A 19,479-nucleotide genomic window follows, 5' to 3' on the forward strand; every position below is an offset into this window, starting at 1 on the left:
ATTTAAGCAGAAAGTGTCACTGATACGGCTTGTAATTCCTTAGCTTTTTCTTCTGGCAAAGCGTCGTTAGCAAACATTCCTGCCGCTAGTTCAGTTCCGGCTAAATATTTGAGGCGATCGCTTGTTCGATAAGGAGGATAAAATTGAGCGTGTAAGTGCGCTTCAGGATGGGGTTTACCATCAGTAGGTGCTTGAAACCATGCCATTAAATAAGGGAAAGGGCGATGCCACAAACCGTCATATTTAAGAGTTACAGTTTTTAATGCTAAAGCTAAGGATTTGCGCTGTTTATCAGTCAGATCCATAAAGCTAGCAACTGGTTGAATAGTCGCCAGCCAAACTTCGTAAGGGTAACGCGCACAGGCGGGGACAAATGCGATCGCGTCTTCATCTAAATAGATGATTCGCTGGTTTGCTGCAATCTCTTTTTGAATTAAATCTTGCAACAAACCCCGCTTGTGTTCTTGATAGTAACTCTGCTGGCACTCTAGCATTCTCGCTGGCACAGGCGGTACAAAAGGATAAGCGTAAATTTGCCCGTGTGGGTGGTGCAAAGTAACGCCTACTTCTGTACCCCGATTTTCAAAAGGGAGTACGTATTGAATTTCAGGATAACCTCCGATCGCGGCAGTGCGATCGCCCCACACTTGCAGCAGCAATTCTAAGTGATCTAGTTCCAAGCCACCCAGAGAAGCGAGAGGATCTTGAGTAAAAACTACTACTTCGCACGCGCCATCTGCCGGTAAAGTCTCGACAATGTTTGCAGGGGCATCATGCGCGGCCAGTGTCAGGGAGGGGAAGCGGTTGTCAAAAACTGCTACATCATAGCGCCCTTGCGGAAGTTCCGTCGGAAATTTCGGGTCAATAGTAGGCGCTAGTGGGTTGTATTCAGGGGGCGGCATGAAAGTTCGCCCTTGACGGTGACTGGCATAAGCCACCCATTCCCCCCGCAAAGGATGCCAGCGTAGGTGCGGGTTAGCCTGCACTGGTTCATTGCTGGGGCTAGTGGCCGCAATTCCCTCAGCAATTGGGTAGCGGCTATACAAAGTTAGCTTGCGACCATCCGGCTTTAGCAATGTCTGGGCGTACATTTTTTTTGTGCCACAATGAGGCTTTAATTAATGTTAGAAGTATAGCTTCTCGCTTCTTGTTTGCGCCCCTATCTAAAGTAGCAAATTTGTTAACTGTTAACCATAATACCCTTAAATGTAGAGTGGCGAGCGCCCGAACAGTTTGTATAAGATTGAATCTCGCCGCATGGAAGATGTGTACTAAAAGAGATAAGTTAATAGTACATTAGACCTCTTGCGAAAGTACGATCGCTCTAGGTAGAATAAAAGAAAAAATTAGCTTAATAAGATGAATTACGAACAATTACAAAAGTTAAACCCCACAGAGTTTAAACGCTACTGTGGAGTACATCAACAGACATTCAAAGAGTCTGGGAATTAAATAGGGTATTAATGAATCAAATTCTTATCGAATTGTAATTAGAACGAAGAAGACGCTTCGGATTAAGATTTAATTCGAGCGCTGGGATTTATAATTATGAACTTTCTTTGAAGACAAATTAGCGAACACCTGAGACTTTCGCAAGAGGTCTACTGCATAAAAACCTCATAAAATTCACCGCCAGTAGCTACCAGCTAAAAGACATCCCCAAAGCCGAACTTGATTCTAACACTCTTTGACCCAGAGTACCAGCCTAGTACCGTCTGCATCAAATTCTGCCTTCAGATAGAAGTAAATCTAAAATTTTTACCTTACATTTATCAACAATAGCAAGTTCTAACGATAAATACCTTATCTGGAAGTTTGACTCCAGTATAAAAGCGAATAAGCTTAGTTTCTCAAAGCTTCGCACTTGCTATTTGAGCAACATAGAAGACTGCACTTGCTTCCAAATAAAAGCGTTTAATAAGTTCTTGCTATCTTCAGCAAGGCCGCTTTGAGGCGTGTTATCACCTTTACAAATTACTGAGGCTACTTATGTCGCACCCGGAAAATAACCTAAAAAATAAAGTTAACAGCAGCGGAAACTGGAAAATCCGATTTACCTCTTTAGACGGAGTGGGAGCGCCATCCCAGTTCGCCCCCTCATCAAAAATAAACTCCACTAACTCTCAAACATCCCATTTAGAAATACCCGACTTAGTTTGCCTCTCACATCTACGGTGGGATTTCGTCTACCAGCGACCCCAACACCTATTAAGCCGCTGTGCCAAAAATCGGCGCGTATTCTTCATCGAAGAACCAGTATTTAGCCCCGATGCAAATTGGCGGCTTGATGTTAGCATCCGCGACAGTGGAGTTTGGGTAATCGTGCCGCATTTGAGCGAAGGAATGAGCGAAGAAGCAATAAAAATGGCTCAACAAGCAATGCTTGATGCTCTCTTCGAGCAAGCGCAAGTTCGTAGCTATATTCTTTGGTACTACACCCCAATGGCAATGGCTTTTAGCAGTCACTTAAAGCCCATAGCCGTAGTCTACGACTGCATGGACGAGCTATCAGCATTCAAAGGCGCTCCTCCCAGTTTAAAAACACACGAAGCCGCACTATTTAGCCGTGCCGACTTAGTGTTTACAGGAGGACACAGCCTTTACGAAGTCAAGCGGCATCAGCACCACAGCGTCCACGCCTTTCCCAGCAGCATTGAAAGAGCGCACTTCGCCCAAGCCAGAAATCTAATCGAAGAACCAGCAGATCAAGCTGACATTCCTCATCCCCGGTTAGGATTCTATGGCGTAGTAGATGAGCGCATGGACATCGAACTACTGCGCGGCATGGCCGAAGCGCGTCCCCACTGGCATTTAGTCATCATTGGGCCAGTAGTAAAAATCGATCCTGAAACTCTGCCGCGCCACCCAAACATTCACTATCTCGGCGGCAAATCCTATCAAGAATTACCTGCATATCTTGCAGGTTGGGATGTAGCGTTACTGCCTTTTGCCATTAATGAATCAACCCGCTTTATTAGTCCTACCAAAACCCCAGAATACCTCGCCGCAGGCAAGCCAGTTGTATCCACTCCCATCCGCGATGTAATTCGACCCTACGGGCAAGAAGGATTAGTAAGAATTGCCAGCACAGCCTCAGAATTCGTGGCCGCAGCCGAAGCAGCAATGAATGAAAATATCGAGGCATCGGGTTGGCTACAGGAAGTAGATGCGTTTTTGGCGCAGAATTCTTGGGATCGCACTTGGGGGCAGATGATCCAGTTAATAGAGGCAGTAATTCGCGATCGCATGGCATCAGTTGAGAAACCTGCTGCTTTGCCAAAATCTGCTACCTCAGCACCGGAAAATCGCCACGCCGTAAGCGTAAAAACTTCTTCAACTACAGCATTAAACCGCTAAGTTTGCTGTTTGTTGTAGTTCCCAGCAATAACTGGGCGACTGGGAACGCTAAAAATCACCACTTTACAAATATTACAAGAGGTAATTTAATGTTTGATTACTTAATTGTCGGAGCTGGATTTGCAGGTAGCGTCATTGCCGAACGTTTAGCAACTCAAGCCGGAAAAAAAGTCTTAATAATCGATACCCGCAACCACATTGGCGGCAACGCCTACGATCATTACGACGATCACGGCATTCTAGTACATAAGTACGGCCCCCACATTTTTCACACCAACTCTCGCGATGTTTTCGAGTATTTATCTCTGTTCACAGAGTGGCGGCCCTACGAACACCGCGTACTCGCCAGTGTTGATGGTCAAAATTTACCAATTCCCATCAACCTCGATACCGTAAATCGGTTATACGGACTCAATCTCACCTCCTTCGAGGTAGCGGAATTTTTCGCAAAGTTAGCAGAAGCAAAAGAATACATCCGCACCTCCGAAGATGTTGTCGTCAGCAAAATTGGTCGCGAACTTTACGAGAAATTCTTCCGCAACTATAGCCGCAAACAGTGGGGAATAGACCCCTCTGAACTCGACAAATCAGTGATCGCCCGCGTACCCACCCGTACCAACCGCGACGACAGATATTTCACAGATAGCTATCAAGCAATGCCGCTGCATGGCTATACCCGGATGTTTGAGAAAATGCTTTCTCACCCTAATATTAAGGTGATGCTAAATACCGACTACCGGGAGATTGAAAATATCATTCCGTATAGCCAAATGATTTACACGGGGCCAGTTGATTCCTACTTCAATTATTGCTACGGCAAACTGCCCTACCGTTCGTTGGAATTTAAGCACGTAACCATCAATACTCCGGTATTCCAACCAGCGCCAGTTGTCAACTTTCCCAACGAGCATTTGTACACCCGCTGTACTGAGTTCAAATATCTGACGGGACAAGAACACCTGAAAACAAGCATCGTCTACGAATACCCCCGCGCTGAAGGCGATCCTTACTACCCAGTACCGCGCCCAGAGAATGCCGAAATTTATAAGAAATATAAGGCGTTAGCTGACTCAACTCCTGGGGTGCAATTTGTCGGAAGATTGGCGACTTATAAGTATTACAACATGGATCAGGTCGTCGCTCAAGCTCTGACAACCTACAACCAAATTACTGTCAAACCAAAGATAGAATTGCTGGGCAATCTCAACGGTTCTACCCAGAACTTGAGTCGGGATGGAGTTGCCGCACAGCCGATGGCTTTAGAAGCTGCTGTTGGCAACGGTAACGGCAAAGCTTAGGGCAAATAGTAGTAGGTGGACATAAATTGCAATATATATGTCCACCCTATAATGTTTCAACTTTTACCATCCACAAACACTCCCAATTAATAATTGAGATCCATAGCAATGAGCGTAGTTAAAGTTACTTTGTCACCCGATGTTTTGGAAAGTGCTAACGCTCTCCATTTTCAGAAAGAAATTGAGAAAATAATTGAAAATGGAGGTAAAATTCTGATGCTCGACCTCAAGAACGTTACTTTTCTCACTAATGCGGGATTAATGACTTTAGTTTCAATTATGAAACTTGTTAAAGCGTCAAATTGCATCCTTTTGATATCTTCAATGAGCGAACAAGTCAGGATGTTATTTGAACTGACGGGTTTAGAGCAAATGTTTAACTGTTTTCCGAGTGGCGAAGAAATTCCTGTTCCCAGTGAATTAACTGAAAAGGTAGGAGGTTTGAAAAGTGTTGCACTTTAAATTATTTCGGTCGTAATAGGAATTTAGCCCTAAATTCTATAAATTAGGGATAAAGACCTACTACGAACTTAGTCAAAGTTTGGCAATTTTGACTAGAATAGAAATATAACCTGAGATAGATGTGTTGATGAGTTGGTTAGGTAGAGCGGTAGAAAATTGCGATATTGAAGAGCCGGCAACTTTTGAGAACAGGACAACTGTTCATGGGCAAAAAACGGGCTATCCTCGCCCACAATTGCGGCGCAGCAATTGGATTTGTCTTAACGGCTCGTGGAAGTTTAGTTATGATGATACGGGGCTGTGCGTTCAACCGAGCGATATTGCGGAGTGGACTCACACGATTGAAGTGCCTTTTGCTCCAGAATCGGCTAGGAGCGGTATTGGCGATCGCGGTTTTCACCCGAATTGCTGGTACGAGCGCGAGTTTGATGTACCGAAAGCTGAGGGGCGAGTTCTACTCCACTTCGGGGCGGTAGATTATCACGCTCGTGTCTGGGTTAACGGTCAATTCGTAATGGAGCACGAAGGGGGGCATACTCCTTTTAGCGCTGATATTACGGCAGTCTTGAACGAAAATGGGCCGCAGCGGGTGACAGTTCATGCTCAAGATGACCCCCAAGATTTGGCGAAACCTCGCGGGAAACAAGATTGGCAGTTAGAACCTCACAGTATTTGGTATCCACGCACCACGGGGATTTGGCAGACTGTTTGGGCCGAACTTGTACCCTCGACTTACATCGATCGCATCCGCTGGACTCCGCAGTTTGAAAGGTGGGAGCTCGGTTTCGAGGCTTTCGTTGCAGGCGATCGCTACGATGGTATCCAAATCAAAGTCAGGCTGTCAATTGGTTGCTTGCTGCTGGTCAACGATACCTACGAAGTCATCAACGGCGAAATTCACCGCCGCATTGCCCTGTCCGATCCCGGTATTGACGACTACCGCAACGAGTTGCTGTGGAGTCCAGAGAAGCCGACATTAATTAATGCTCAGATAGAGTTGTGGTGCGAAGGTCGGATGTTGGACGAGGTGAAGTCTTACACGGCAATGCGGACTGTGAGTATACAGCGCGATCGCTTCATGCTCAACGGCCGCCCCTACTACCTGCGCCTGATTCTAGACCAAGGTTATTGGCCCGATACGCTGATGACAGCCCCCTCCGACGAAGCATTTCGCCAAGATATCGAACTGGTGAAAGCAATGGGCTTCAACGGTGTCCGCAAGCACCAGAAAATTGAAGACCCCCGCTTCTTATACTGGGCAGACGTGATGGGCTTGTTAGTTTGGGAAGAAATGCCCAGCGCTTATCGCTTCACTCCTAAAGCCGTAGCTCGGCTGACGCGGGAGTGGACTGAAGTCATCGATCGGGATGCCAGCCACCCGTGCATCGTGGTTTGGGTTCCGTTTAACGAATCTTGGGGAGTGCCTAATTTAGTCGAGACAGCAGCCCACCGCAACTATGTACAAGCACTCTACTACTTGACTAAAACCCTTGACCAGACACGCCCCGCGATCGGGAATGACGGCTGGGAGAGTATCGATACTGACATTCTCGCTATTCACGACTACGATAATAACCCCGAAAGTTTGGCAAAGCGCTATGGGCCGCAGGTTGATTTATCAAAACTTCTAGATCGCGATCGCCCCGGAGGGCGGATTCTGACCCTTGATGGTCATCCCCACCAAGGGCAACCAGTAATGCTGACTGAGTTTGGCGGCATCGCTTACGCGGGTCGGGAAAATCCCGATTTTCATAGGGTGTGGGGATATGTGCGATCTACTGATGTCTCTGAGTTGCAAAAACGATATGGGGGGTTGCTTGCCGTTGTTAATCAGGTGGAGATGTTCAGCGGCTTTTGTTATACGCAGTTGACTGATACTTTCCAAGAAGCTAATGGTTTGCTGTATGCCGATCGCACTCCTAAGTTTCCGATAGAGGCGATCGCAGCCGCAACTCTTGGCCAGGGTGCGCCAGAAGAACGTTTAGATCCGCAAATTCTTGGTTCTTGCTAATGGTTAATGGTTAATGGCTAATGGCTAATTGCTAATTGCTAATGGCTAATTGCTAATAGTTAATTGTTTTTACCAGTTAACAGCCTTGTAGGGGCGGGTTTAGCAGATAACCTTTGTAGCCAACAGATAAGCTTTCAACAAAACCCGCCCCGTCCCCACCGTTAACAGTTAACCGTTAACCGTTAACAATTAACAATTAACAATTACAAATTACCGCAAATGTTTAAAAGTTTTTTCATGGGGGGGTTTGAATGCTCCACCCACCGCTTGCAATCTGGAAAACGCCTTGATGTAGTTGCCGCAACTGCTCACGATAAGTTTGTAGCTGCTGACTACAAACGACTGCAAGAACAAGGCATTTATACTGTTCGTGAAGGCCTCCGCTGGCACTTAATTGAACAGGAACCGGAAAAGTATGACTTTTCTAGTGTATTGCCGATGATCCGCACTGCCCGCGATCTGGGAATGCAGGTGATTTGGGATATGTTTCACTATGGTTGGCCTGACGATATCGACATTTTTAGCCCTGAATTCCTGCGAAGATTTGCAGCAATGGTTCGCGCTTTTATGGAGTTATTGACGGCAGAAACCGAGCAAATACCAATGATTACGCCTGTGAATGAGATATCATTTATTGCGTGGGCGGGCGGTGAAGTAGCTTATATTAACCCTTATTCTAAAGGGCGGGGCGATGAGATGAAAAGGCAGTTAGTGAAAGCTGCGATCGCGGCGATTGAAGAAGTCTGGGAAGTCAGTCCGGGAGCGCGAATTGTTCAGATAGATCCAGCGATCAATATTATCGCTGACCCCGACAAGCCAGAGGATATAGATGTTGCCGAAAACTACCGTTTATCGCAGTACCAAGCTTGGGATATGTTAGCGGGGCGGATGTGTCCTGAACTTGGCGGCAAAGAAAAATATCTCGATATCATTGGTGTGAATTACTACGATCGCAACCAATGGATTCATAACGAAGACCCGATGAAATATACCGATGCGCTTTACCGCCCATTTCGGGAGATGCTGCGGGAGGTTTACGATCGCTACCGCTGCCATTTATTCATAGCAGAAACAGGGTGTGAAGACGAGGCGCGACCAGCTTGGTTTAATTATGTCTGTACCGAGGTAGCTGCTGCGATCGCAGCAGGCGTACCAATTGATGGTATCTGCCTTTATCCCATTGTTAACCATCCCGGTTGGAACGACGACCGCCACTGTTATAACGGTCTATGGGATTATTGTAATGAAGTAGGCGATCGCGAAATTTATCAACCCCTAGCAGATGAATTGCAGCGACAAAGACAGCAACTTGGTAACTGTTAAAGGCAGGGCAGGTTTTGTTAAAATGTACGGGCGTTACAATATGCCCGTACTTGTCTGTTAAACCTGTTTCATTCTCGGTAGGGGCGGTGCCCCCGTGCCCGCCCAGAGGTCTGAAACCCTCATTTGATGGTTGGTGAGAGGGGTAGTGCCCTCCTGCTGTATTTTTTATTTTCAAAAAGAAATCAATCTAAAGGCAGAGGCTCTAATACTATAGAAACTGTAATAATTTTTTTTAGAACTTTCCGTAAAGCTCTGCGAAACACTGTAGAACAAATTTAGGTCAAGTCATTTATATCTCTTTCAAACCAACTCAAAGTTATTAACTTTGGGCATAAACTTTATCGCAATTTTCCGAGGTGATTATGGCAAATTACGACATTTTTGACGAACAATACTATCTTTCCCAATATGGTTTTGTGAAAGATGCAGTCGATCGCGGACTGATCGGCTCCGGCAAAGAACACTTTGAACGATTTGGTCAAGCTGCTGGTTTAACTAAAATATCGCGGTATTTTGACGAAGAAACCTACCTTGCTGGCAATCCCGATCTTACACCCTTTGTCCGCACCGTCAACCCAAACGCGCCTTTTGCTTCTGGCCTCGATCACTTCATCCAATTTGGTTATGAAGAAGGAGCTCGTCGCACTCAAGTATCCCCTGAGTATAACGAAGACTTTTATTTGCGAAATAACTCAGAGTTATTGCCATTCATTCAGAATGGAACTTTCAAGTCGGGATACCAGCACTTTATCCAATATGGTGTCGAAGAAGGTCGTTTTGGCACTTCTTTCTTTGAACCAGAATACTTAGAGCAAAATCCCAATCTTGTGCCATTTATCAACTCTGGAGCGTTGAAAACAGGCCGCGATCACTACTTCCAATTTGGGCAATTTGAGGTCAACCGTTCAGCAACTTTTGTCGGTAGCCGCAGCAACGATGTCCTAACTGGCGTTGGTGTAGGGAATGTCGAACTTGTTGGAGTTGAAGTAGGTGTAGATCGCAGCGGCAATCGCCAGTATGAAAGTTTTGGAACCAATGAATTTGATGTCCTAATTGGTAGTCCGGGAACCGATAACTTCGTGCTGGGAGTTCCTGCAACCTCCGGTAATGCTGCACCTACATCCCTCTATTTGGGTAACGGCCAGGCCACAATTCGGAACTTTGATGTAGTCAATGATTTTATCCAATTGCAAGGCTCTTCATTGACTAACTACAATCTGACTCCTGTAGGTAACAATCTATCGATCCAAACACGGTTTGGAGACGTATTTGGTGTGATTGAGGGAGGAGCAAATTTAAGTTTGACCGTTCAAGGTGTACTTCCTAACGGCACTTTCTTGATTGGCTAGAATAGTGACTTTAGACAGTGAGTTTGGCGGTAAGCTATTTAATAGCTTACCGTTAATTTTTTGAGTAATTTTTTAAATAAATAAAAGCTGGGAGTACCCACAATTTGAGATATTATAATTAACTGAAATATTTTAATTGCGGCTGATTATGAATTAGGAAATTTTAACATTAGGGTGCGTTATTAACACACCCTACTAAACTTAGATTATGGCAGTTCACCAAATTGCTGTCGATAGCGATCGACTAATTCTTCTGCTGTCAAATATCGAGAACCGCGTTCATCGTACCAGTACAGCACTTCTAACTGTTTCGCACCATCTTGATATCTGCCTCTGCCAATTCCTAAACCCACCTCTGGCATCCAGAAAGGTTCGCCAATTTGCAATTCATACTCGCCATCGACTAAGCGATAAACTTCAAAGATTTGATGCAAATCTCGTCGCCAATAGTAGGGGTTGTAAATCACATAATACAACACGCCTAAGCCAGCATAAATTTCCATTTTCTTATCGTATTCGCCGCCATAAGTTTGAGAAACAACCTCTAGGGCGAATATCGGAGGAATATTATTTTCCTCCCAAAGAACGTAACTTAAACGTAAAGTATCACCCTTAAAACGCTGAACTCCTAAACTCAGGAAACCATCGGGAATAATTGGCACAAGGTGGCTTACACCAGTTGTGTGATAAACCCCCATGTCCACGCCAAAAAACCAGTCATTACGCTTACTCCAATGAAATTTTAGTAAGAATAAGAGTAAATTGGGCAGAAAATTTTGATTTTCGTTGTCCACAGGAGTATCATCTGAACTAGGTAATTCAGCGCTAGTAGGTAAACGAGTTTCTTGATTAAACTGTACCATAATCGAAAGATGGCTAAGTTATTAGTTAATTATATCGTAACGCTGCCCTCAGAGAGGTAATTTAACCGCCTAGAGAGCGACGTTACAGAAACCTAGTTTCTAAAGGATTAATGGCGATCGCGAACTGCTTTTAACACCTCAACTACCTGTTTATGACCCTCCGATGAAGCCCAAACTAAGGCAGTCCAAGTATTATTATCCTTGGCTTTGATATCCGCTCCTTTTTCTAACAAAAATTGTACAACTTCCGCATGGCCGCTACCAGCAGCACTCATCAAAGCAGTCAAACCAAAATTAGTTTTGGCATTCACATCTGCACCTGCATCTAGTAGTGCTTTTACAATAATTGTATGTCCAGCAGCAGCAGCCCCCATTAAAGCCGTCCAGCCATCATTATCGCAGCCATTGACATCGACACCAGCACTCAGTAACTTCTGCACGATTTCCACTTGTCCGGCCTCTGCCGCAGCAGTCAAAGCCGTCAACCCATCATCATCTTTGGCATTGACATCTGTACGCTGCTCGATCAAAGCTTCTACAGTGGAAATATCACCCGTTTTCGCGGCATTAATTAGTTCTGTCATGTTCTTTTAAAATCTCAAATCAGATGTCAGTAGATATTTTAATCCTCTCTAACGGCCCTGGGGAAATAACTACATGGGTGCGCCCTGTAGTACAAGCTTTGCGACAACAGTTGGGATGCGATCGCACTCTCGTCCGCATTTCCGTTATACTATCCCCTTGTCCCAACGCCTCTGGATCGGAAGCTGCGATCGCGCTTTCCTACCCAGAAGTAGATAGAGTACAAGCAGCAGAGCATTTTTTCCCCTTCTTATTGTCGGGTAAAACAGCAGAAAACTGGGATTGGCGGGACAAAGGAGTGGTTTTATTTCTAGGCGGCGATCAATTTTTTACTGTAGTCATCGGCAAGCGTTTAAACTATCGCACCGTCGTCTATGCTGAATGGGAAGCGCGATGGCTGCATTGGATCGATCGCTTTGGGGTGATGAAACCAGATGCGATCGCCAGCATTCCTCAAAAATATGCCCATAAACTTAAAGTTGTTGGCGATTTAATGGCCGATTTAGGCAACGAAAACCTCCGTAACGCCGCCCTGCGGGCGCTAGAGGAACCCCCCACAGGGCGGCGTGACGAAGCCAACGCGGAATTAATAGGAATGTTACCTGGTTCAAAAGCGGCAAAATTGGCTTCCGGCGTACCCTTAAGTTTAGCGATCGCAGAACATATTCACCGTCTTCGTCCTCAGACTCGCTTCGTAATTCCAGTTGCCCCCACTCTCGATTTACACACTTTAGCAAGTTTTGCAGACCCTAAAAAAAATAAAGTTTTACCCCTATTTGGTAACATCAGTGCTGAACTACATTTAGCAGAATCTCCGTTTTTACTCACAACAAATGGAGTCCGCTTAGAACTTTATACCCAGTTTCCCGCCTATAACTTATTATCTCAATGTAGCCTTTGTTTAACAACTGTTGGAGCTAATACTGCTGAATTGGGTTCTTTAGCAGTACCAATGATTGTCTTGCTACCAATGCAACAAATGGATGCGATGAAAACTTGGAATGGCATACCGGGATTACTCGCAAATTTACCATTATTTGGTTCTGTCTTTGCTACTGTAATTAACTGGTTAGCATTCCAAATGAGACAGGGAAAACTGTTTGCTTGGCCGAATATTTGGGCACAGGAAGAAATAGTGCCAGAATTAATCGGTAAACTGGAACCGGAAGCTTTAGCAAAATTGGTAATCGACTACTTAAATCATCCTGAAAAGTTAGAAGAAATGCGGGAACGTTTGTGTGCAGTGCGAGGAGAATCAGGTGCAGCCAACAAACTAGCTCAACTGGTGTGTGAAGAACTTTTATTGTTATCCAATGAAGGAGAAAAGCAATAAAAAGCACCCGCCACTGATTAATGCTGTCAATATTGCACCAATTATTACCCCTTTCATTTCTCCCCATTTTTGTTTTCGTTTTAGGCTAATAACAATGGGGACAATATATAAAAGTTGAGATAATCCTATACCAATAATTGCATAAGATATTACAACAGTAAAAGAGCTAATTGCAGGCATAGAATAACCGATAGATGTTAGCACGAGGCCGAGGAAAACAAATGCTATATTCATAAAAAATGATGAGCCAATTCCTACCAAAATATCTCTCCATTCCGGTCTTTCTGACATAATTTATATTTCTCCTATTCGCAATTTATTGTTTTGAACACTTACGTAACGCCGCCCTCTGGGCGGTATTTTATTTATAGCAACCTTCTTGGCAATTAGGGCAACTCCAACTCTGACATCTGGTTCATAATCCATTAGGTCGTAACCTCTTCCCTCTTCCCTCTTCCCTAGCCCCTAGCCCCTTCTTCAGTTATTTCATCTAGGAAAAGTAAATAATATCCAGCAACTTCCATTTAGTAAAGCTGTCAAAACTGCACAGATAATAACACCTTTCATCAATCCCCATTTTTGCTTTCTTTTCATCAAAAGAATCAGAGGAATTGCATAGACAATTTGCCACAAGCCAATAGAAACAGGAATCCAGAAAAAGTTATAATTGCGATTAAAAAAGGGCAGATAAGAAGACAAAAATATGAGCGCAGTTATAGTTAAACTGTGTATTACAAATAAGAGGAGAATCCCTAAAACAATCCCTAAAATCTCATTTCTTCGTACCATAGTTTATATTTATCCTACTTTTAATTTCACCGATTAGTAACTAAATGATGCCCAGCACTTCCCTCGCGGTAAAACATATTAAACGTATCAAATGGAATAATCCTTCCATCTGGGTGTACAATGTGAATACAAGACCGTTTCACAGAGCGCACGTCAAAGTTAAACGGATCGAGAAACTGGACAATCAACACCCGAAATACATTTTCATAGGTAATCCCTTCGGGAACCGCCATCATCGGTAAACAGCACAATAACTGTTTTAAAGATGTTGCTGCTGACTTCGGAGAATGGCTAGTGGAAAATAGCTCAAAAATCTTACTTTTGAGTTCTTCATTCTGCTCGTAAAGTACGCTATTCGGCATCATCTTCACATAAGCATCTGGGTCAATCATACCAGTTAACGGTATCACTTTACCATTTAACTTGAGTGCATAAGCCATTGCCAAGCTATCGGGATGACAGGGAACTGGGATAATATCTTCTGGTTTGAAATAAGAACTTTGCTGCAAAATTGACCGCCGAACTTCTGTGAGAGTGTATCTGTCTCGCTTGGGGTCGAATTGTTCTAATCTTCCCGCTACCTGTATCGGTTGGAAAGTGACACCACGAACGCATTTTTGCTGCAAGGCATATTCGATAATTTTGCCAATTTCACGATCGTTTAAACCTTTTTTGACAGTAACAACTAAGGTAGTAGAAATATTATACTCATTTAGGTTAGTAATAGCTTTTTCTCTTACCTCTCTTAAATCTACTCCTCGCAACTCCTCCAGTGTGGATTTTTCAAAGCTATCAAACTGCAAATATATCTCAATTCCCGGCATATATTGACTAAGGCGTTCGCAAAATTTTCGATCCTTAGCAATTCTCACACCATTTGTATTGATCATCAAGTGCTTAATTGGCTTGCTTTTCACCAAATCCATAACTTCAAAAAACTCTGGATGGAGAGTTGGTTCGCCGCCACTAAGTTGCACAATTTGCGGTTCCCCTTCATTAGCAACTACGGCATCTAACATCATTTCAATTTGTGCTAAACTGCGATGTAATCTGGATTGATTAGAATGAGGTGAAATCTCTTCAATACCAGAGTCAGCATAGCAAATAGGACAGGAAAGATTGCACTTATCTGTCAATTCTATCAGAGTCAAACAGCTATGTTGTTCGTGATCTGGGCAAAGTCCGCAGTCGTAGGGACAACCATATTTAATTGGGGTATTAAATTTGAGTGGCATATCCCCAGGTTTGATAAATTCCTGGGTTAATTTATAATAGTCAATATCGTCAGCAATTAAGACTTCTTCTTGTCCGTGAATCAGACAATGCTTAACTAGGTAAACGCAGTCATCGCGAAAGATAATCTTTGCCTCAACTTTTGTTAAGCACTTAGAGCAAACGCTGTTAGTTAAGGCATAAAATAGATAAGGTCGAGTAGGCATAGGATTCGTATTTACTATTTTATAGTTTGAGTTTAGAAATAAGAATTAAATAACTACTGCATTTTGTATGTAGTTGCGCTTCAGCGCTCTTTACTTACCTAGTTCTACTTCAGCACTAAAGCGCAACTACATACCTTTAAATAAACTATTTAATGCTCATTTCTAAGGTATTGACAGGTTGAGTAAACCTAAACAGATTTCCGAGACTGCGGCGATAATAAACTAGAGCTAGAAGACAAGCAATTTGAATGGCTGTCAGACCTAAAAATGGGTGAAAATCTGGCTTAATAAAATCTACGATCAACCGAAAGCCTAAATAGGCTATCATATAAAATTTAAACAGGTCGCCTTCTTGCCGTTGGTAACGGCTGCGAATGCGTAAAAAAGCCATCAAAATCACTAAGAATATAATCTCATACAATTGGGTGGGATGTCTATAAATTCCATCGCCAAAATCTACACCCCAAGGTAAATTAGTTGCAATACCGTAAGTGCGATCGCTCAATCCGGTGAGAAAACAACCAATCCTTCCGATAGCAGTTCCCACAATCAAAGGATAGACGAAAACATCGCCAGTGGAACGGGTAAGACCAATCATTTTTTTTGTTAATTCTACGCCAATTAAGCCGCCAAGTATTGCACCAACTACTGTTTTCCCCTGAATGAAAAGCAAAAGGAATTGCTGCCAATCTTGAGGTAGTAAATCGAGATGTTGTAGTAAAACAAGGGATTTTGCTCCTACTAAAGCGCCTACCATGCCACCCACGATAACAGAAGTTCGCTGAGTAGCTTTGATTGTATCGTTGCGACTATTAAGTATGACTAGACGAAAGGCAATCGCATAGGCTAGAGATTCAAATAAAAGGTGAGGGTGAAGTTGAAATGAACCGATCGGAAAATAAACTGGAAATGTCATAGTTGTTAGTTGTTAGTTGTTGGTTGTTAATTGTTATATCATTTCCGTTTGATTCGTAATTGTATCATAATAATTTTTGTAGGGGCGGGTTCGCCAAGATATTTGATAAGTATTGACAAATCCTATAAACCCGCCCCGGCCATAATTCCGATGCTTAAAAAGCCCAATCTAAAAACTCAAAACTTTAGTCAGATTGACCATCTCTCCGCCCCAACTCATAAACGCCACCACTAACGCAAGCAATCACGCCCATACTAATTGCCCAACTGCGACCCAAACCTAATTCTACTCCCCAATTACACAAGCAACCTGCTAGTAAGAACGGTACAATACTCAACAACGAAGCATAAAAAGAATTTAAAGCTTCTCTGCTGCGGCGAGTCTTTTCAAACTCAGATTCTGAAGTATAAAGCGATCGCTCGGCAAAATTCATCCAGCGGTTGAGCTGTACTATCACCCATTCGCTCACAGGCGATAAGCCCCAATATAAAGCCAAAGACCACAAAGATGCACCAGCGATCGCAGTCGCATCCACAGCAAATATAAACGGAAAAATTTCTGTTAACATGGGCGGTGTCAATTGTAGAGCTGAGAATTTGGGTTTGAGATTGCATCTAAACCCTTGAAATCCTCTCCAGTAGCATCGGCAGTGTAAAAAACTTAGGCGATCGCCGATCTGCGTTTATCTGCGGTTAAACCTGGAAATAACGATGCCAACACACACAATATGAGCTACAGAAGCGTTTGGAACTAAGCTTAACTCAGATTTAAGCCGAATGCTTGACACGGGTGCTGCATAGAGTAAGATACTTCGGTGTAAACTGATTAACTGCCAGCTCGCCTAAGCAATAACAGGGAAGATCGAAGCGAATTGGCATGAAATGCAACAACCACTCGCAAGTATAAAGGGCAATTCAGGAGTGAGAAATATCATGCAAAATTCTACACCGCGACCGACTGCTAAGCGCTTTGTTCGTCCAAAACCGATATTGTTGCTGGCAGGCTTGATCGGCGCGGGTTTTGTAACGATGGGATTGAAGCAGGAGTTAGTAAAGGCTCAGGATTCCAGAGTACAGCAAATTGCTACAGCCAACATTTGGCAAGCCGCTTCTTTCCCGGTAGAAAATTTTGAAGCTTACACCTCTCGCTTCGGCCCGCGCGGCGGCGATTTTCACTATGGTTTAGATTTAGCGGCCCCTGAAGGTAGCTACATCCGCAATTGGTGGGGGGGTCAAGTTACGGAAGTTTGGGAAGATGGCAGATGCGGTACTGGAATTACAGTTCGTTCTGGAGATTGGGAACACACCTACTGTCACCTTAAAGGACGGGTAGAAACTGCTAATGGCAGACCCTATTACATCGATCGCGAAGGGGGCCTACAAATTTGGGAAGGCCAAACGATTCCTGCTGGTGCCAGAATTGCCAGAGTTGGGATGAGCGGCCGCACCACTGGCCCTCATTTACACTGGGGGCTGAAGTATGGTGGCCGCTGGGTAGATCCGGCTTTAGTGCTGCGGGAAATGTACGCTCAGCAAAGCTCTCGCTTCTCTAGTTCGTCGCAATAGAAAAAATAGGACTTACCATTGCTAATGGCTAATGGCTAATTGCTAATGGCTAATTGCTAATTGCTAATTGCTAATTGCTAATTGCCAATTGGGGAAAGAGTTTCCTCATCTCCCCCATCTCCCCTGCTCCCCCGCCCCCCTGCTCCCCCGCCCCCCTCTTTCCCTAGCCCCTAGCCCCTAGCCCCTAGCCCCTAGCTATAACAGTTAACCCTAACGACTAGGTGCTAATTGTTTTTTAGGCAATTCGGTGTATTGAGCTACGATTTGCCTAAACTCGTCTCCTTCGATGGTTTCCATATCTAGAAGAATCTCCACTAAGCGGTCGATTAAAGCTCGGTTTTCGCGGATTAGGCGGCGGGATTCTTCGTAGCAGTGAAGCGCGATCGCCCGTACTTGCCTGTCAATCTTAGCGGCCATCTCTTCGGAATACTCCGATCGCGCCATCCAATCTCGACCCAGAAATACCTCGTTATTAGGACTTTCTAGAGCTACAGGGCCTAAATCCGACATCCCGTAGAGCGTTACCATGTCTCTAGCCAGGGCGGTGACGTGCCTGATATCGCTGCCTGCACCAGTATCGATCTCGTCTGGCCCATAGATTTCGGCCTCCGCAGCGCGTCCGCCCAAGGCTACTGTAATCCGGTTTAACAGCAGAGCGCGGCTTCGCAGGCCTTCGCTGTCTACCATTTCGTCGTCGAGGGTAAAGCTGGTAAAGCCTTCAACTCCGCCGGAACGAGGGATGATAGTTACTTTTTCTACGGGGTCAGAATTTGGCAGCAAGGTGGCGACGAGGGCGTGTCCGACTTCGTGATAGGCTGTCATCCACTTTTTCTTACTGTCTAAAAGTGGGTTGAGTTTGAGGCCGATGGTGATCCGATCGATCGCGTCGTTAATTTCGAGGTTGGCGATCGAATCTTTGCGCCGTCTGGCTGTTAAAATTGCGGCTTCGTTGAGCAAATTCGACAAGTCAGCGCCGGAAAATCCGGGTGTGCGGCGGGCGATCGTTTCTAAGGAAACTTCCGGGTCAAGTTTTTTGTTGCGGGCGTGAACTTGCAAAATCCCCAATCTGCCTTTGAAACTGGGCAAATCTACCATTACTTGGCGATCGAAACGTCCCGGCCGCAGCAAGGCAGTATCGAGCACGTCAGGGCGGTTGGTAGCGGCAATGATAATCACGCCGTTGTTACCTTCAAAGCCGTCCATTTCTGTGAGTAACTGATTGAGAGTCTGTTCTCGCTCGTCGTTACCGCCGCCAATTCCTGCGCCCCGTTGTCGGCCTACTGCGTCGATTTCATCGATGAAAACGATACAGGGAGCGTGTTCTTTAGCTTTTTTGAATAAGTCACGCACCCGCGAAGCGCCAACACCGACAAACATCTCGACAAATTCGGAACCGGAGATGCTGAAGAAGGGAACGCCTGCTTCCCCTGCGATCGCTTTTGCCAGTAAAGTTTTACCAGTACCAGGAGGCCCGATGAGCAATACTCCTTTGGGAATTTTTGCACCGATCGCCGTAAAACGCTCTGGTTTTTTCAAGAAAGTGACGACTTCTTGCAATTCTTCTTTGGCTTCTTCAATGCCAGCTACATCATCAAAGAGTACGCCAGTTTTGGCTTCCATTTGAAAGCGAGCTTTCGATTTGCCAAAGTTCATGGCATTTCCTTGGGCCTGAGTTGACCGCCGCAGAATTGCCATTAACACGCCCAACACGAGAAAAATTACCAAGAGATTGACTGCTAGCCCCATTGCTGCACTGTTGTCGCTAGAGGGCTTGACTTCAAAATCTACTTTTTTGGCGCGGATTTGCTCTAAGAGTTCTGCGTTGTACTCAAATAAGCTCACCACTTGCATTGGATCGGTTGGTTTTTGCCCCTCTAACCTGACTTTGGCTAGCCGTTGGGCGGGATCTAGTTCTATTTTGGAGACTTGCCCCTGCTCGATTTTTTGCAGCAGTTGGCTGTAGGTCATGCTGTTTGGCGCTGTGTCGGCAAAGGCTGGCCCTCCCAGCATGACGCTGGAGGAAATCGCCCAACTGGCCAGGATGCGCCACAAGTGCCGCCCAATATTAGCTTGGTGCCTGTCGCTTTTTGCAGCCTGATGACCTATCCACGCTTGTTTCCTAAGACCTTTCATAATTGCGATCGCCTTTTGAGTACAGCCTTAAACCTTATTCTAGTTTAACTTTTTGGCTG

Annotated in this window: 17 protein-coding genes; 8 read left to right on the forward strand and 9 right to left on the reverse strand. The window is 44.7% G+C overall.

What is annotated here, in order from left to right; all coding sequences use genetic code 11:
* Positions 1–2: 2 nt before the first annotated feature.
* A complete protein-coding gene (gene galT, locus OSCIL6407_RS0101300; RefSeq protein WP_007353781.1) occupies positions 3–1,091 on the reverse strand; it encodes a galactose-1-phosphate uridylyltransferase in 1,089 nt (362 codons plus the stop codon).
* A gap of 898 nt (positions 1,092–1,989) precedes the next feature.
* On the opposite strand from galT, the gene OSCIL6407_RS30170 reads away from it, so the two are divergent.
* From OSCIL6407_RS30170 to OSCIL6407_RS0101330, 6 genes are all read left to right on the forward strand, one after another.
* Positions 1,990–3,357, forward strand: coding sequence for a glycosyltransferase family 1 protein (locus tag OSCIL6407_RS30170; RefSeq protein WP_007353782.1), 1,368 nt, complete (start codon positions 1,990–1,992; stop codon positions 3,355–3,357).
* An 89-nt stretch (positions 3,358–3,446) separates the two neighbouring features.
* Entirely contained in the window at positions 3,447–4,655 is a 1,209-nt protein-coding gene (gene glf / locus OSCIL6407_RS30175) for a UDP-galactopyranose mutase (RefSeq protein ID WP_007353783.1), read from the forward strand.
* A gap of 108 nt (positions 4,656–4,763) precedes the next feature.
* On the forward strand, positions 4,764–5,117 hold the full coding sequence (locus OSCIL6407_RS0101315) for an STAS domain-containing protein (protein ID WP_007353784.1): 354 nt from the start codon (positions 4,764–4,766) through the stop codon (positions 5,115–5,117).
* Between the two features lie 127 nt (positions 5,118–5,244).
* Positions 5,245–7,128, forward strand: a complete 1,884-nt coding sequence (locus OSCIL6407_RS0101320; RefSeq protein ID WP_007353785.1) for a glycoside hydrolase family 2 protein — start codon at positions 5,245–5,247, stop codon at positions 7,126–7,128.
* 219 nt (positions 7,129–7,347) lie between these two features.
* The gene (locus tag OSCIL6407_RS0101325) at positions 7,348–8,451 is read left to right on the forward strand and encodes a glycoside hydrolase family 1 protein (protein ID WP_234708704.1); all 1,104 of its coding nucleotides are present in this window, start codon (positions 7,348–7,350) and stop codon (positions 8,449–8,451) included.
* A gap of 362 nt (positions 8,452–8,813) precedes the next feature.
* Entirely contained in the window at positions 8,814–9,800 is a 987-nt protein-coding gene (locus tag OSCIL6407_RS0101330) for a hypothetical protein (RefSeq protein WP_007353787.1), read from the forward strand.
* Positions 9,801–10,006: 206 nt separating this feature from the next.
* Here the strand turns inward: OSCIL6407_RS0101330 and OSCIL6407_RS0101335 are convergent, their stop codons facing one another.
* Both OSCIL6407_RS0101335 and OSCIL6407_RS0101340 read right to left on the reverse strand, forming a co-directional pair.
* Complete coding sequence (locus tag OSCIL6407_RS0101335; RefSeq protein WP_007353788.1) at positions 10,007–10,663, reverse strand: Uma2 family endonuclease; 657 nt, start codon at positions 10,661–10,663, stop codon at positions 10,007–10,009.
* Positions 10,664–10,770: 107 nt separating this feature from the next.
* On the reverse strand, positions 10,771–11,247 hold the full coding sequence (locus OSCIL6407_RS0101340) for an ankyrin repeat domain-containing protein (RefSeq protein WP_007353789.1): 477 nt from the start codon (positions 11,245–11,247) through the stop codon (positions 10,771–10,773).
* Positions 11,248–11,270: 23 nt separating this feature from the next.
* Here OSCIL6407_RS0101340 and OSCIL6407_RS0101345 point away from each other — a divergent pair, with 23 nt between their 5' ends.
* A complete protein-coding gene (locus OSCIL6407_RS0101345) occupies positions 11,271–12,578 on the forward strand; it encodes a glycosyltransferase family protein (RefSeq protein WP_007353790.1) in 1,308 nt (435 codons plus the stop codon).
* Here the strand turns inward: OSCIL6407_RS0101345 and OSCIL6407_RS0101350 are convergent.
* The 5 genes from OSCIL6407_RS0101350 to OSCIL6407_RS0101370 all read right to left on the reverse strand — a co-directional run bounded on the left by OSCIL6407_RS0101350 (position 12,552) and on the right by OSCIL6407_RS0101370 (position 16,290).
* Positions 12,552–12,869 (reverse strand): hypothetical protein, encoded by a 318-nt coding sequence (locus tag OSCIL6407_RS0101350; RefSeq protein WP_019486844.1) that lies wholly within the window; start codon positions 12,867–12,869, stop codon positions 12,552–12,554. The two genes, OSCIL6407_RS0101345 and OSCIL6407_RS0101350, sit on opposite strands and share 27 nt — an antisense overlap.
* A gap of 195 nt (positions 12,870–13,064) precedes the next feature.
* Complete coding sequence (locus tag OSCIL6407_RS0101355) at positions 13,065–13,367, reverse strand: hypothetical protein (protein WP_007353792.1); 303 nt, start codon at positions 13,365–13,367, stop codon at positions 13,065–13,067.
* 26 nt (positions 13,368–13,393) lie between these two features.
* A complete protein-coding gene (locus OSCIL6407_RS0101360) occupies positions 13,394–14,806 on the reverse strand; it encodes a radical SAM protein (protein ID WP_007353793.1) in 1,413 nt (470 codons plus the stop codon).
* 145 nt (positions 14,807–14,951) lie between these two features.
* Positions 14,952–15,722, reverse strand: coding sequence for a prolipoprotein diacylglyceryl transferase (locus OSCIL6407_RS0101365; protein WP_007353794.1), 771 nt, complete (start codon positions 15,720–15,722; stop codon positions 14,952–14,954).
* Between the two features lie 184 nt (positions 15,723–15,906).
* Positions 15,907–16,290, reverse strand: coding sequence for a hypothetical protein (locus tag OSCIL6407_RS0101370; protein ID WP_007353795.1), 384 nt, complete (start codon positions 16,288–16,290; stop codon positions 15,907–15,909).
* Between the two features lie 364 nt (positions 16,291–16,654).
* On the opposite strand from OSCIL6407_RS0101370, the gene OSCIL6407_RS0101375 reads away from it, so the two are divergent.
* Positions 16,655–17,287: a M23 family metallopeptidase gene (locus OSCIL6407_RS0101375; RefSeq protein ID WP_007353797.1), complete on the forward strand. Its 633-nt coding sequence runs from the start codon at positions 16,655–16,657 to the stop codon at positions 17,285–17,287.
* 210 nt (positions 17,288–17,497) lie between these two features.
* On the opposite strand, the gene ftsH is transcribed toward OSCIL6407_RS0101375, so the two are convergent.
* Complete coding sequence (gene ftsH, locus OSCIL6407_RS0101380) at positions 17,498–19,420, reverse strand: ATP-dependent zinc metalloprotease FtsH (RefSeq protein WP_007353244.1); 1,923 nt, start codon at positions 19,418–19,420, stop codon at positions 17,498–17,500.
* Positions 19,421–19,479: the final 59 nt, after the last annotated feature.

Source organism: Kamptonema formosum PCC 6407, assembly GCF_000332155.1.
Lineage (GTDB): Bacteria > Cyanobacteriota > Cyanobacteriia > Cyanobacteriales > Microcoleaceae > Kamptonema > Kamptonema formosum.